General features: G+C 60.7%; 11 protein-coding genes and 1 pseudogene. 8 read left to right on the top strand and 4 right to left on the bottom strand.

Features of this window, described 5'->3' with window-relative positions; translation table 11 throughout:
• Positions 1-44 precede the first annotated feature (44 nt).
• Entirely contained in the window at positions 45-2,207 is a 2,163-nt protein-coding gene (locus tag JHC99_RS04195; protein ID WP_292152207.1) for a TonB-dependent receptor, read from the top strand.
• A gap of 54 nt (positions 2,208-2,261) precedes the next feature.
• Here the strand turns inward: JHC99_RS04195 and JHC99_RS04190 are convergent, their stop codons facing one another.
• On the bottom strand, positions 2,262-3,167 hold the full coding sequence (locus tag JHC99_RS04190; RefSeq protein WP_292152206.1) for a LysR family transcriptional regulator: 906 nt from the start codon (positions 3,165-3,167) through the stop codon (positions 2,262-2,264).
• A gap of 172 nt (positions 3,168-3,339) precedes the next feature.
• On the opposite strand from JHC99_RS04190, the gene JHC99_RS04185 reads away from it, so the two are divergent.
• The 7 genes and pseudogenes from JHC99_RS04185 to JHC99_RS18740 all read left to right on the top strand — a co-directional run.
• On the top strand, positions 3,340-4,437 hold the full coding sequence (locus JHC99_RS04185; RefSeq protein WP_292152205.1) for a CaiB/BaiF CoA-transferase family protein: 1,098 nt from the start codon (positions 3,340-3,342) through the stop codon (positions 4,435-4,437).
• A gap of 39 nt (positions 4,438-4,476) precedes the next feature.
• Positions 4,477-4,977 carry a MerR family transcriptional regulator gene (locus tag JHC99_RS18745; protein ID WP_366927706.1) on the top strand — a complete coding sequence of 167 codons (501 nt, stop codon included), beginning with the start codon at positions 4,477-4,479 and terminating at the stop codon, positions 4,975-4,977.
• Between the two features lie 165 nt (positions 4,978-5,142).
• Positions 5,143-5,406: a hypothetical protein gene (locus JHC99_RS04180; protein WP_292152204.1), complete on the top strand. Its 264-nt coding sequence runs from the start codon at positions 5,143-5,145 to the stop codon at positions 5,404-5,406.
• Between the two features lie 13 nt (positions 5,407-5,419).
• Positions 5,420-6,757, top strand: a complete 1,338-nt coding sequence (locus tag JHC99_RS04175) for an NtaA/DmoA family FMN-dependent monooxygenase (protein WP_292152203.1) — start codon at positions 5,420-5,422, stop codon at positions 6,755-6,757.
• 104 nt (positions 6,758-6,861) lie between these two features.
• Complete coding sequence (locus tag JHC99_RS04170; RefSeq protein ID WP_292152202.1) at positions 6,862-7,338, top strand: MarR family winged helix-turn-helix transcriptional regulator; 477 nt, start codon at positions 6,862-6,864, stop codon at positions 7,336-7,338.
• A 101-nt stretch (positions 7,339-7,439) separates the two neighbouring features.
• Positions 7,440-8,099: a nitroreductase gene (locus tag JHC99_RS04165; RefSeq protein ID WP_292152201.1), complete on the top strand. Its 660-nt coding sequence runs from the start codon at positions 7,440-7,442 to the stop codon at positions 8,097-8,099.
• A gap of 202 nt (positions 8,100-8,301) precedes the next feature.
• Positions 8,302-8,610, top strand: a pseudogene (locus JHC99_RS18740) (IS3 family transposase); the annotation flags it as partial.
• Here the strand turns inward: JHC99_RS18740 and JHC99_RS04160 are convergent.
• The 3 genes from JHC99_RS04160 to JHC99_RS04150 all read right to left on the bottom strand — a co-directional run bounded on the left by JHC99_RS04160 (position 8,550) and on the right by JHC99_RS04150 (position 12,904).
• Positions 8,550-9,695, bottom strand: a complete 1,146-nt coding sequence (locus tag JHC99_RS04160; RefSeq protein WP_292152200.1) for a Gfo/Idh/MocA family oxidoreductase — start codon at positions 9,693-9,695, stop codon at positions 8,550-8,552. The pseudogene JHC99_RS18740 and the gene JHC99_RS04160 sit on opposite strands and share 61 nt — an antisense overlap.
• A gap of 73 nt (positions 9,696-9,768) precedes the next feature.
• The gene (locus JHC99_RS04155; protein WP_292152229.1) at positions 9,769-12,192 is read right to left on the bottom strand and encodes a membrane-bound PQQ-dependent dehydrogenase, glucose/quinate/shikimate family; all 2,424 of its coding nucleotides are present in this window, start codon (positions 12,190-12,192) and stop codon (positions 9,769-9,771) included.
• A 70-nt stretch (positions 12,193-12,262) separates the two neighbouring features.
• Entirely contained in the window at positions 12,263-12,904 is a 642-nt protein-coding gene (locus JHC99_RS04150; protein ID WP_292152199.1) for a TetR/AcrR family transcriptional regulator, read from the bottom strand.
• Positions 12,905-13,862 lie beyond the last annotated feature (958 nt).

Here is a 13,862-nt window from a genome sequence, read left to right as displayed (position 1 = left end):
CTTTCCAAAAAATATCGAACAAAAAAAACTTAGGGAGCTGTTCTATGAAAACATTCTTACTGGCATCGGCGGCGCTTTTCTGTGCCGGATCGTCCGTCGCACAAGAGGTTGCCACCGCCCCCCCACAGGAGTCCACGGGTTCGACGGCTTCGCTTCTTGATGAGATCATCGTCACCGCAACCAAGAGGGGATACGGCGAAAACGTGCAGGACGTGCCGATGGCGATCACGGCGTTCGGTGCTGCGCAACTGGATGCCAAATTCGTGCAAGACCTTCAAGGCCTCAGCTACGAAGTTCCTAACGTTCAGCTCGAGGACGTAGGTACGGCACCAGGATATGCCAACTTTACGATCCGTGGCCTGGGCATCAACAGCACCATTCCATCGATCGACCCGACCGTCGGCGTTTTTGTAGACGGCATTTATCTCGGCATCAATGCCGGCGTTGTTCTAGACAATTTCGACCTTGAGGGCGTCGAGATCCTCCGCGGGCCGCAAGGTCTGTTGTTCGGACGAAACGTCACGGGCGGGGCGGTAGTCGTTCGTACGACACGCCCGAGCTTTGACAGGCGTGCCAACGCCGAGGCGTCCATCGAGTCGGGACCCAAGGTTACCGCTAGCGCGACGCTGACAGGCCCCATCGTCGACGATGTTCTCGCGATGAAACTGGCTGTCTACTACAGCGAGGACGACGGCTATTTCCATAATAGCTTCACCGACAGCCAATTCGGCAAATCGAAAAACTTGATAATCCGACCCGCTCTGTCTTTCCAAGCCAGCGACAGTCTTCGAATGGATCTTCGCTACGAGCACGGGGAGGTCGATGCCGATGGCCCCCCGTTTCAGAGCCATGCCATCTTTCCGCGCAACAGTACCTTCGATATTTCGATCAATTTTCCGGGTTTCTATAAGGCGGACTGGAATCAGGCGATCTTCGAAACCAATCTTGACGTTGGGTTTGGCGATGGCGTGCTAACTAACATCGCCGGCTATCGGCAGTTCAGCTCGCGATCGGCAGGGGACCTTGACGGAACGCCGCTTTCGTTCTTCCACGCATACTTCAGTATCGACCAATCCCAGTTCAGCAACGAATTACGTTACGCTGGTACATTCGGCGACTTCGAGGTCACCAGCGGACTTTATTATTTCACGCAGGACCTCAACTACGCCGAGTTACGAGAATTGCTCGGTGGAACCCGTGTCATTTCTGGTGGCGGCACCCAAGACCAAACGACGTGGGGTGTCTTTGTGTCGACCGACTGGCATCTGACTGACAAGCTTACGATCAACCTCGGCGGCCGCTATACTTGGGAGAGAAAAGAGGCCGCAGTCGGGACGCTTGGTGCCGACCAATGTAATCTTGACACCGTAACGTGCGCTGTCAACTTCGCTGACAATGCGAGTTGGGAAGGCTTTACTCCCAAGATTGGTCTGCAATGGGAACCGGACGAGGACACGCAAATCTACGGGCTGTACACGCGGGGATTCCGCAGCGGCGGCTACAATTTGCGAAACACCGATCCTGCGGTGCCGCCCGGTCCGTTTGACCAGGAAACGCAGGACAGCTTCGAAATCGGAGCCAAAAAGCAGATCGGTCCGCACCGTGCCAATATCGCTATTTTCCACAACACTGTGAACGACCTCCAGCGGGAGATTATTGTTCCGGGCCCCCTGGGCGTCAGCCAGGTCATTCGCAACACGGCCGATGCGGAATTTAATGGCGTCGAGGCCGAAGGGCAGTTCTTGCTGCTTTCAAGTCTGGTGCTTACCGCGCAGTTGGGTTACACGGACGGCGAATACACTGATGTCCGATTTGATCTCACCGGCGATGGTGTAGTGAACAGCACCGATCTGGCTTTAGAGCTGCCTCGCCTGTCGCCTTGGACCTACGGTGCGGGGCTGACCTATGACCGCGACGCAGGATCGTGGGGTACGGTCACGGCCAGGGTAAACTACACATACCGTGACGGCTCTGCGTTCACGGACAATAATGTCGGATTTCTGGATGAATCCGAGATGGTCGACGCTAGTTTGACGCTCAATACCGGTGCGAACTGGCGTTTGTCGGTCTACGGACGAAATCTGCTTGATGAAGTGACGATCGGTGGCGACACCCCGTTGTCAGCGGCATTTGGTGGTGTGGGAGCTAGCCTGTCGCCATTGAATCGAGGCCGTGTGTTCGGCGCTGAAGTCGCAGCGCGATTCTAGCGGAGTTTGAGTGCGTTGACCGCCAGGTCAGCGCACTCGTTCGCGCAAAAAGACTTACCCTGACTGACCGGTCCAATCTTGACGGATGTAGCCAACGAGCGCGCGCGCAGCAGGCTTTACAGGCCAGCGTTTTCGAACGGCATAGCAAAGTGTCAGCGGGTCAAGAATCTCAGTGTCCTCCAGGGTGGCGAAGCCTTGGTCAAACCAAGGCTTCGCTGTAAACTGCCGGGCGATCATACCTATGGCCTGTGACGACGCCACAATCTGGCGCACGTGCGAAAACTGATCGGTCACGTGAATTTTGCTTCCTGGTCGCTGGCCTGCGTCTTCGTACAACTGTTCAATAATGGAAGTGTACGGTTCCGAAGAGGAAGGAACGATGAATGGGTATTCAACCAATGCATCTCTGCCTACGGGACCCTGGGATAAAAGCGGATGGCCAAGCCTGACGAAGGGTACGATTTCGATCGTGGCGACGCGCTCGCACTTGAATTCAGGCCATATGGACAACGCGGCCTCTAGCCCAAAGGCAATGTCGATATCGCCGCGGGAGAGTAGTCGCGTTCCTCTTTCGCTATCTCCGACCACGATTTCAAATCGTACGTCGGTGTGGCGACGTAGCAGGCGAATCAAGGGGTCAGTCAGCAATCCATCAAGCGAGCCTGGAAATAGCCCAACCCGCAGAGGGCCAGCGTAGGGGTTTGCATTTTGATCGACACCGCCCAGTAGCTCTGCGCTGTCAGCGAGCAGACGAGCGGCTCGGTCAATGAACTCTCGACCCTCCTCCGTCATCATGACCGAGCGTGACGTGCGATGAAAAAGCAAGTATCCGAGTTGGCGCTCGAGGTCTGCGACGCTCTTGCTAACGGCAGACTGGGACAGGCCACAGGCTTCCGCCGCCCGGGAAAAAGAACTCAATTTCCCGACGGAAACGGCGTGTTTGAGCCGAGAGTCCAACATTTTTCATTCCCCGATGGAATAGGAACATACAATAATGAACTAGCGCTCGTGGCGATAGCTTGGCAATCTTTTTAGCATTGTTGTGCCGAAGGAGAGACGCCTTGTCCGGCGTAGCCGTAACCCGCATTCCGCCGTCAGCTCGGATGGCGGTTGCGCAAGCAGAGTTAGCGAAATGACATTTGGTCCACTTGCCGGTCTTCGCGTGATCGAAGTGGCCGGCATCGGCCCGGCACCGTTCTGCGGAATGCTCTTGGCCGACTTGGGTGCAGACGTCGTTGTGGTCGACCGCCCTCCATCCAGTTCTGATGGATTTAAGCTGGCACCTGACACAATCATCAACCGCGGAAAGCGAATGACAACGCTCGATCTGAAATCGGATCAAGATGTTGGAACTTTTCTCAAGTTAATTGAGAATTGCGACGCTTTGATTGAAGGTATGCGCCCCGGCGTCATGGAAAGGCTTGGTTTGGGGCCGGAAGTTTGCATCCAGCGAAACGCTCGGCTGGTTTATGGTCGAATGACGGGCTGGGGTCAGACTGGTCCGCTGTCGCAGGCCGCGGGTCATGACATCAACTACATCGCACTCTCCGGGGCGCTTTGGTATTCCGGACAGGCCGGCGACGCGCCGATGGCGCCCCCAAGTCTGATTGGCGATATCGGGGGCGGCGCCCTCTATCTCGCTGTCGGAGTATTGGCTGCTGTAACAAACGCCAAGACGACCGGAAAGGGCCAGATTGTCGATGCCGCCATCGTTGACGGAAGCGCACATATGACCAATCTCCTTCTGAGCCTTCGAGCCGCAGGGCAGTTTGTCGAGCAACGCGGCGAAAGCCTACTGGATGGCCCGCACTGGTATGCAACATATCGATGTCTGGATGGGCATTTTGTTTCCTTGGGGTCGGTCGAACCCAAATTCTACGCTCTACTGCTGGATAAACTTGGGCTGACTGCGGACCCTGATCTGGATATTGCCGCAGACAGGACGAGATGGCCGGATCTAAGGCAGCGGTTTAGCGAGGTATTCGCGGGCAAAACTCGGGAAGAGTGGTGCAACCTGCTCGAAGGGACCGACGCCTGCTTCGCCCCAGTGCTTGATCCTCTGGAGGCCTCGACCCACCCCCACATGGTCGCCCGGGGCGTCTATCAAGAAGTGGACGGTGTCCTTCAGGCCATGCCAGCGCCCCGCTTTTCGGCAACACCAGTCTCTACCGGCGAGAGCGTTCCGATGCGTCGTTTGAACGTTGCCAGCATTTTTGAAAGCTGGGCTTGAACTGCGGTGGTTGCCCGCAACTCCGAAGATTTCTTACGGATGCCTGATAAATACTCGCGCTCCGAAATCTCCCAAATGTCTGAACAGCCTATGGTTATAGATCCCGGCCTTTTGCCGAACCGCATAACAACGTCGTCCATCACGTTGGCTCTCACTAGCATCTCGCGCTTATCGACGCTGACCGGGGCCAGTTGCAGAGCGCTACGCTACTACGAAGAGGTAGGCCTCCTGAGGCCGGCTCGGACAGCCGCCGGCAAGAGGCTTTTTTCTCCCCACCAGTGTGACGTAGCCACCGCGATCGTTCTTATGCGCAGGCTTGACGTGCCTGTTTCCGAGATTCGCTTAATACTGGATTGCGTACGTTCTGACCGCGAGCGGCTTGCTGACTTGCGCGACGCACTGGAAGCCAGAGCTGCGACCTTAGCCAAGCAGTTGGAAGAGGTGAATATTACTCTTGGCGAGTGGTTCGGATCGGGTCGCTTCGCACAAGTGGAGCCGACCGGCCAACTGGATGAGGCCCGCCTAGTTCCGTCGGATTAAATTAGTCGGCATGGGCCTTGGGAGCCCTGTGGGTTGACGAGACCCTCTCCTTCTTCGGTTCAAATGCCAGTCCCTGCGTAGCCGCGCTTGTCGTCCCCTCAGCGCCGTTGTGCAGTTCCGGGTCGAGTCCATGCTGTTGTGCCACGCCGGGCGGGGCTCGCCCTGTTGTTCCTGCTAAACCTCGCCTCGCTTTCGGTAGAGGGAGTCAGCAAGCTGTTCCGGTTCATGATCCTTCCGCTGGCGTCCAACGGAGCCCCAGCCGGCGCCTATCAACATCGCCTTGATCTTCTTGGGCGCCGCCTGCCTGCTGATCGGTGTACTGATCTGGCGCTCAGTCATCTGCCGTGCGCCATCGGCGTTTTGATGTGCGTGGCCGGCATCTGCTATCTGACCGCGTCCCTGGCCAGTGCGGTATTGACCCCCGGCTAGGCTGAGAGTTCACATGAGCGACACACCGATGATCTTGGGCCTGGCGCTCGGCGAAAGTTATGGCGTCCACCCCGGCGCGTGGCGCATGCCCGGGGTTGACCCCCTAGCATACACGAACGTCGACGTGCAGGTGCGCGGCGCCCGCGCAGGCGAAAGGGGGGGGCTCGATTTCGTGTTCTTCCCGGACCGCGTCTTCCTGCACGGGGATCTGTTGGCCGCCCCACCCATGTTCACGATGGAGCCGTTGCTCGTCCTTGCGGCAGTAGCCCGGGAGACCCGACGTATCGGCTTGGTCGCCTCAGCATCGACCTCGGTCAATGAGCCCTATACCCTGGCGCGCCAGTTCAGGGCGCTTGATGTGATGAGCCATGGCCGGGCCGGTTGGAATGCCATCCCCAGCTATGAGCCCGAGGCGTTTGCCAACCATGGACGCCCGGTGCCTTCGGGTGACGAGAAATACGAGCGTCTACACGAGGTGATCCAGATCACGCAGGCGCTGTGGGGCAGTTGGGCGCGCGAGGCCGGACTGCCTGATCCGCAGGCAGGCAGGTTTGCGGACATGGCGCATATCAGGCCGGTCAACCTGCAGGGGCGACATGTCGGCGCGCGTGGGCCGCTTCAGATCCCGCCTTCGGAACAGGGGCAGCCGGTCATCTTCATGCCGCTGGCAAGCGGCCGCGGGCTTCAGGCGGCCGGAATGTATGCCAATGGCATCCTGGCCATGCCGAGGACGATTGAGGAGAGCCGCACCCAGCGGGATATCGTCCGGACCTCGGCCGTACGGGCGGGCCGCGATGCGGACGAGATGAAGTTCGTGCCGTTCATGAGCTTCGGGTTGGGCGCCACGAAGCGTCAGGCGTTGGACCGTCGACGCACCTTGGACGAGCGCGCCGGCCTGGCGCCAAGTTTGTCCCGTCTGTCCATGATGCTCGGGGTTCGCCTCGATGCCGAGCGGGCCGACGCGCCACTGACCGCGGGACAGGTGGACGAGATACAGGCACACGCTGCTGCTCCCCCTGCGGCCAAGGCCGTCAAACTCGCGCGGGAGGGCTGGTCCCCGCGCGACATCATCGCTCACGGCGTCTTTGATCCCAATCCCGGTCTGGTGGGCACGCCTGAGGACGCGGCCGATCTTCTGCAGCAGTGGTTCGGGGCAGGCGTCTGCGATGGCTTCACCATCGTCCCAGACAGCCAGCAGGACGGCATTGATGACTTTGTGGATCAGGTCGTCCCCATCCTGCGCCGCCGCGGTCTACGGCCGGCCGAATACCGCGGCGCTACCCTGCGCGACCACCTCGGGCTTCGGGACCAGATCGGGATAGATTCCCGTCTATCAACGACCTCTGCCTGAGCTTAGCTATTTTCGCAAAGAAGTCTGCATGCGGAGAACTCATCAGATTAGTCGACCGCTCGGACTATCTAGTGTGCAAGATACAGGCCTGCTAGAGAACCGGCATGGTTCGGAAAAGCTCTTCCCGGCGGCAGGTCGATAAACAGCTGTCGTTCGCGCTGTATGGCGCCGCAAGCCGAATGGTGCGGATGCATAAGCCGTTGCTCGAGCCGCTCGGGCTGACCTTTCCGCAATATCTGGTGATCGTCGAACTGCTTGACAGTGTCTCGCGCTCCGTGGGTGAACTGGGCGCCAGGCTCGGGATGGACACCGGCACGATCACGCCGCTGCTCAAACGGATGGAACAGCTCGGCCAGGTTACCCGGAAGCGTGACTCGCAGGATGAACGGCGCGTTCTCGTGGAACTGACGCCTGCAGGAGCTGCACTGCAGAACGCCGTCTGGGCAGTGCCCGACCGGATTGCCTCGGCATGCCGGATGACCGAACAGCGGGCGGACAATCTTCGCGAGGAGCTCGACCAGTTGGGACGTCCGGCCGTGCCGATCGCCGACCCGACAGAGCCGAGCTTGCAGACCGCCTGATCTTTTCAATCTCCCTATCGATGTGGAAAAACCGGATGATATTAAACCTCGAAGACCGACCCTCGCCGATCGCGGCCGAACCTCGCCACGAGGCGCCTACGATGACCGTTGCCGAAGCCGTCGCCAGCCGGCGATCGATCCGTGCTTTTACGGACGAGCCCATCCCGTTTGATACGATCAGGCATGTCATGGAGCAGGCGCGCTGGGCGCCGTCCGGCTGCAATTTCCAGCCTTGGGAAGCGACGGTGCTGACGGGCGCACCGCTCACGGCGCTCAGGGAGCGCTTAATGGCCAGCCTGCCCGACGATCCTCAGGAGTATGATTTTGCGGCACCTGGGCAGGTGGACAAGTACAAGTCGAGACTGACGACGTTTGCATCAGCGATGCATGCCGCGAACGGCATCGCGCGCGACGACGCCGAAGGGCGTGCGGCTTGGGGGAGGCGCAACGTTCGGGCGTTCGATGCGCCGGTACTGCTGCTGTGTCATTTCCCCAAGATGATGAAGTCCGCGCAATGGTCCGATATGGGCATGTGGCTGCAGACGATCATGCTGCTGGCGCGCGGCGAGGGCCTGGACACCTGTCCATTGGAAGTCCTTGGCATGTACGGTCGCACGATCAAAGATCAGCTCGGGCTCTCCGACGATACGCTGCTGTTCTGTGGCCTGGCCATCGGCCAGCGTGATCCCAAAGCGCCGGCAAACGGCTTCCAGCGCGAGCGCGTGCCGCTGACCGAGCATGTGACGTTCCAGGGCTTCTGATCCGGATGACGACGATCGAACCCTGCTTTCCCGATGCTCGCCGATCTGTTCTCACATGACCTGCCCCTGAAAAACTGGACCAGTCTGCGCTACAATTTTCTCGTTTTGCCCCTGGGCCTTCGAACGAGGAGAGACGATGAAGCGGTCGAAGTTCAGCGAGGCCCAGGTGGCCTTGATCCTGCGGTAGGCAGACGAAGGCGCCACGGTCGGCGAAATCTATCGCAAGGCCGGGATTTCCGAAATGACGTTCTATGTCTGGCGCAAGACGTACGCTAACCGGACGCCATCGGAGATGGGGCGGCTGAAGCAGCTTGGGGACGAGAACGGCTGGCTAATACGCATTGTGGCGGATCTGACGCTGGATCGGAAGATGCTGCAGGATCATCGGCCAAAAGCCAGGACCTGCCCGGTGTCGTCAGCTCGTGGATCATCTGCCGGCGACCTGGCAAGTCAGCATTCGACGGGCGTGCGGAGCGCTGCAGGCGGAACGTTCGAGCGACCATGCCAGTGACTATTCCGAGCTGCGGACCGCTCGATGGCGTCGAGCGTCTCATGTAAGGCTACGGCGTCGCGAAAGCTGGGCGCCGTGCGCGTGCCTGATCGGATGTCCTGGGCGATCAAGGCGTAGAGGTGGGCGACATTGCGGGCGACCGAATTGTCCGGCCAGCCGTCATAGGCCGAGGCAGGCGGCGTCAGCGGCGCCATTTCGCTCGTTTCGCCGTTGGCCCCCCGGATCGACAGCTGGACGATCTGCGCATGGCCGGTCACGCCCGTCACCTGGAGGTCGCCTTGCGTGCCGTTGATCTCCCACAACAGGTTGGTTCCTCTCGACAGGCCCCCGCGATAGTGGATCGAGACCGCCGCGCCGCTTTCAAGCAGGCCCTGCACCAGGACCTGATCATGTGAAGTCATGGGAATCGTCTCGTTCGTATCGGTAACACGAGTTGTGGTTCGGCGATTGATCATGCGCGCGGCCAGGTCGCTGAAACCGCCCAGCACTTCGTGAACACCCGCCAGCGTGTGGCCCAGCGGAATGCTGAGCAGGGTGGCGCCGTTGTTTCTCTCATGAAGGTAGGCATGGGCGGCGTCAGTCTCTGCAGTCCACTGGCCGCCGCTGCCCACCAAGGTCGTCGAGAGCACCTCGCCGACATAGCCGTCAGCGATGAGTTGGCGGAGGTATTCGACCTCCGGGGCGACGCGCATCTGGGTACCGACAGCGGCCACCACGCCCTTCGCCTCGGCCAGGTCAGCCAGATCCTTCGCCTCGGCAAGACCGTTGCCCAACGGCCATTCGCAATAGACGTGCTTGCCGGCGTTCAGCGCCGCCGTCACCAGTTCGCGGTGATGCGGGACTTTGACCGTGACGACGACAAGGTCGATCGCGGGCGAATTCACCAGCGCCTGCGCGTTCTCGAACGCATGCGGCAGGCCGAAGGCGTCGGCGGCGTTCCTGGCGCTGGCCAAGCTGGTGTTGGCGACGCCGACCACTTCATAACTGTCTGGCAAGGCCTTCAGCGCAGGAATATGGGCTGTGGCGGCCCAGTGGGCGCCGGGGTTAAGGCCGATGAATCCGACGCGGATCGGGGTGTCAGTCATGAAAGGCTCCAGTAAGCTGGATTGGACCAGGCCGGTTCATCGAGCCCTGGGCGCGTCAGAACAGACAGAGAGGTCACTCGCCATTCTCGGGCAGGGCGTAGGCGATGAGCGACGTGCCCAACTTGGTGCCCATTGGCACGTGGCCCCCCGAGGCGAGCACGACAAACTGGCGTCCGCTGGCGTTTGACCGATAGGTCATCGGGTTGGCCTGGCCGCCGGCGGGAAGGCGAGCGCTCCAGACTTCCTGACCGTTCCGAATGTCGATGGCGCGGAAGGTGCGCTCCTGAACGGCGGCGATGAAGACGAGGCCGCCGCGCGTAACCACCGAGCCGCCGACGTTGGGCAGGCCCATCGTGATTGGCAGTTGGGACGCGATCCCCATCGGCCCGCTGTCTCGCGCCGTTCCGAGGGGCCGGTTCCAGATGACCTTGCCGGAGCGAAGATCGACCGCGGTGATCAGACCCCATGGCGGAGCGTTGCACGGCGTCTTCAGCACGCCGAGGAAGGGCTGGATATCAGCCGCAACGGGGGTATTCAACATCGCCTGGGCCAGCGCCGGGTTGGCGTGTGGATCGACACCGACGATGCCCACGCCGCGCTGGTTGGCCTCCGCACGCGTGATCAGTTGATCGTAGTTGGGCATCCGGTTGGAGTTTACGATCATCACCATGCGGTCGGTGTCCACCGAGACGCTGCCCCAGTCACTGCCGCCCAGATAGCCGGGCGAGACCAGATTGGGCCGCTCGATCTGGGGCGGGGTGAAGAGGCCTTCGTAGCGTGCCTGCTTGAACTTGATGCGGCACATCATCTGGTCCAGCGGGGTGACGCCCCACATGTCGGCCTCGGTGATCAGCGGTCCCCGGAATGAGGGCATGGCGACCGAGAAGGGCTGGGTCGGCGACAGCCGCTCGCCGGGGGCGATGGGGCCCTGCGGGACGGGGAGCTCGCGCACCTCGCGAACGGGCTGGCCAGTGCGGCGATCGAGAACGAACACGTCTCCTCGCTTGGTCGGCTGAATCAGGACCGGAACGACTTGGCCGTTTAGGGGAAGGTCAATCAGGGTCGGCTGCGAGCCGAGGTCATAATCCCACAGGTCGTGATGGACAGTGCGGAAGCGCCAGCGGCGTTCGCCGGTTTGGGCGTCGAGCGCGAGAACTGAGGAGGTGATGTCCTCGTCGAACGGTCGCCGCTGGGCGCCGTAGTAGTCCGGCACGGCGTTGCCCATCGGCAGATAGACCATGCCCAGTTGCTCGTCAGCGCTGATCGGCGCCCAGCTGTTCGGGGTCGACAGGGTGTAGTGCTCGCCCGGTTCCGGTTCGCCGTGCTCGCCGGGGCGGCCGACGTCATAGGCCCAGGAAAAGCGACCGGTGACGGCGTCGTAACCCCGGATCACGCCCGAGGGCTCTCCCCAATACTGGCCGTCCATCACGGCGCCGCCGAGAACAATTTTGCCGCGTACGATCTGGGGGGCCGAGCTGACGTAGTAGTAGCCGGGCTTAACCTCGCCCAAGCCGGTCATTAGACTGGTCCTGCCGTCGTCGCCGAAGCCAGGGCACAACGCGCCGGTGCGGGCGTCGAGGGCGAGCAGATTGGCCTTGCGGCTCACCCACAGTATGCGTTCGACGCAGGCGCCGGTCGCCGCAGGGTCGGGCAGTCGATAATAGGCGACCCCACGGCAGACGCCCGGTGACGCAGCCCCGTCGGCCGCCTGTTCGCTGTGAGTCCAGCGACGCTGACCCGTCTCCGCGTCGAGGGCGATGACGGTATCATAGGGGGTGCAGACATAGAGGGTATCGCCGATCTTGAGCGGCGTTACTTCGAGACTGCCCATCTTGCCCCCCGGGGCGGGACCAAGGTCAGCGGTCCAGGCCACCTTCAGCCCGCTAACCGTGTCGGGCGTGAGTTGGTCCAACGGACTGAAACGCGATCCGCCCTGATCGCCGCCCCAATGGAGCCAGTCGCCGGAGGCGTCTCCAGCGGACGCTGGAATTGCTTGTGGAAGTCTCTCCTGAGTCCCTGCCTGGAAGATCGGGTCGATGACCGGCGGCTTCAGAGCATGAAGACCTGAGCCGAGCACGATCGCCGCCACGAGACCCCCGAGGGCGACCAATTTCGGCGATGCCCAACGTCTGCGCAACGCGGCAGTGTTCGCCCGACTGGGCAGTCGACCGATGGCCGGCACGAGGAGGCCAAGGCCCAAGACTGTTGGTGCAACCAAACGCGGGACGAGGCCCCACGGATTAAAGCCGACCTCCCAGAGCGACCAGCCAATAGTGGCGATCAGCATAGCGGCGTAGACCCACACGCCGCGTCGATCCCCTCGCCACAGCAGCATGCCGCTTGCGATCACAGCAAGGCCAGTCAAGAGGTAGTAGGGTGATCCGCCTAGACCCACGAGCCAGCCGCCGCCACCCGCCAGGAACACGCCTATCGCGATAAGGAGGGCGGCGTAGGCTCGCCGTATCCAAGCGGAACCTGGCGTCAAATGTTGCTGCATCATGGCGGTGTCTCGCGGCTACCTTTCAGCCAACGTAGATCCCGTCAAAATAAAGCACAAGGTCGTGCCTTTATGCTGGGACAGCAAAACCTCTCATGGCGATGACCCAGGCTTCCTCGAAGGCCTCGTCGGAGAGAACCTCTTCGGGAACCGCTGCACCGTTCAGAACGTGAGACCAGCTTTCGCCAGTCAGTGCGTAGTAGAGATGCGTCGCTATGCGTCGGGACGGTCCCGGATGGATCCGACCCTCATCCTGAGCGTGCCGCACGTGAGGTTCGAGAAAGTCGAGAATGCGCTCCTCAACGGAGGCGAGTTGCGCCCCGACTTCCGGAAAGCGGGTTACCGCTCCGATGCATATGCGGAACATTTGGATCGCAGACGGCGACGTCGCGAACGTTAAGGCCACCTTGGCAGCCTGCCGAATCGCTTCGATCGAATCGGCGTCACGCGGCACCGCTGTTTGCAGTTCGCTGACTAGCTCTTGGGTGTGCAGTTCCAGTGCGTCCTGGAACAGCAAGGCCTTGGATGGATAACGCCGGTAGACCGTGTGCTTGGACACTCGGCATGCGACGGCGACCGCGTCCATGGATGTCGTCTCGTAGCCCTGTTCGAGGAACATCAGCAGCGCGGTAGAAATGATGCTTGAGGTAAGCTCCGCTGCCTGCTTCGAACTGGGGCGGCCTCGGCGCTTGGTAGGGGGCGAAGTAGGCATGGCTGTGAGCTCCGAGCCTGAGGCGAGTTAGAACAGGTGGCTCGATCAAGTGGGACTGGCAGGAGGTGGTCCGATGTGCAAGTCGTGGTGCGTGGATGCGCGAGGACGCTGCCCTGAGCCAGAGCTTTTGCCTGGAGTGCTGGAAAGCCCGTTCTCATTTTGAACGGACCAAGCCCGTCGACATGCTCGATCACAAACCCGGGTGCGATGCCTCATGGAGTGCAATCGGCGAAAACTTCCGCAGCGCCAACGACCCGGGGGACAGAAATGCCGGCTTGGGCCAGCGGCGCGTAGCTGGCGATCTCCTCGTTCAGGATTGCGAGTTGCAGCGGGGGCCAGCACACCATGGACCACCAGCATGCCCCACTGCGGGTACGTCACCGACGGGTAGCAGGTGTTGAAGTTCGTTGGTGCAGCCGTGCCGGCGCCTTTAGTCTGCGACACAGCCACGGTCGTGGCGGATAAGCCGTGCGCACGCAGTTGGTCAAGAAAGTCCTGTATCGTTCTCATCGCGTCTTTTGCGAGCGCAGTAGATTTAGGATGGTGTCGCGACCCCACTCCGACTGCTCCCCGCCAAAGGTTTGTCGTCCGATCGGCGGCCCTCTGCTATCAGATGTCAGCACGCATTGGGAATGAGTTCACCGGTCGCGAGCGCCGCCGATAGTTATAGAGGGGACAGAAAGGCGCACTTACACGACTCGCCGTGATGCTCTCACGAAGAGATGTAAGTTGGGATTTGAATTATCCATACTGCCTTTGGTGCGTCATTTTGGCCTAAGCTGCTCCAAAACGTCTCGAAAGATACAGTCATCACGGATTTTTGATCCTGACTAATTCTTCAGGTTTTTCAACGGCCATCAAATCCGACGGCTGATTGGCGGGTATCGTAAATCTTTCAATGCAAAATAGCTAATGTCGTCAACTACTTGTTTGACTTTCAAGTAATCGAGTGGGAATA

This window comes from Brevundimonas sp., from assembly GCF_016463485.1.
In the GTDB taxonomy this organism is placed as follows: domain Bacteria; phylum Pseudomonadota; class Alphaproteobacteria; order Caulobacterales; family Caulobacteraceae; genus Brevundimonas.
This window is presented reverse-complemented; position numbering and strand designations above follow the sequence as displayed.

Excerpts from the sequence above, each read along its gene's own strand:
- JHC99_RS04195 (WP_292152207.1), top strand. The coding sequence starts at position 45 with ATGAAAACATTCTTACTGGCATCGGCGGCGCTTTTCTGTGCCGGATCG.
- JHC99_RS04190 (WP_292152206.1), bottom strand. The coding sequence starts at position 3,167 with ATGTTGGACTCTCGGCTCAAACACGCCGTTTCCGTCGGGAAATTGAGT.
- JHC99_RS04185 (WP_292152205.1), top strand. The coding sequence starts at position 3,340 with ATGACATTTGGTCCACTTGCCGGTCTTCGCGTGATCGAAGTGGCCGGC.
- JHC99_RS18745 (WP_366927706.1), top strand. The coding sequence starts at position 4,477 with ATGCCTGATAAATACTCGCGCTCCGAAATCTCCCAAATGTCTGAACAG.
- JHC99_RS04175 (WP_292152203.1), top strand. The coding sequence starts at position 5,420 with ATGAGCGACACACCGATGATCTTGGGCCTGGCGCTCGGCGAAAGTTAT.
- JHC99_RS04170 (WP_292152202.1), top strand. The coding sequence starts at position 6,862 with ATGGTTCGGAAAAGCTCTTCCCGGCGGCAGGTCGATAAACAGCTGTCG.
- JHC99_RS04165 (WP_292152201.1), top strand. The coding sequence starts at position 7,440 with ATGACCGTTGCCGAAGCCGTCGCCAGCCGGCGATCGATCCGTGCTTTT.
- JHC99_RS04160 (WP_292152200.1), bottom strand. The coding sequence starts at position 9,695 with ATGACTGACACCCCGATCCGCGTCGGATTCATCGGCCTTAACCCCGGC.
- JHC99_RS04155 (WP_292152229.1), bottom strand. The coding sequence starts at position 12,192 with ATGCAGCAACATTTGACGCCAGGTTCCGCTTGGATACGGCGAGCCTAC.
- JHC99_RS04150 (WP_292152199.1), bottom strand. The coding sequence starts at position 12,904 with ATGCCTACTTCGCCCCCTACCAAGCGCCGAGGCCGCCCCAGTTCGAAG.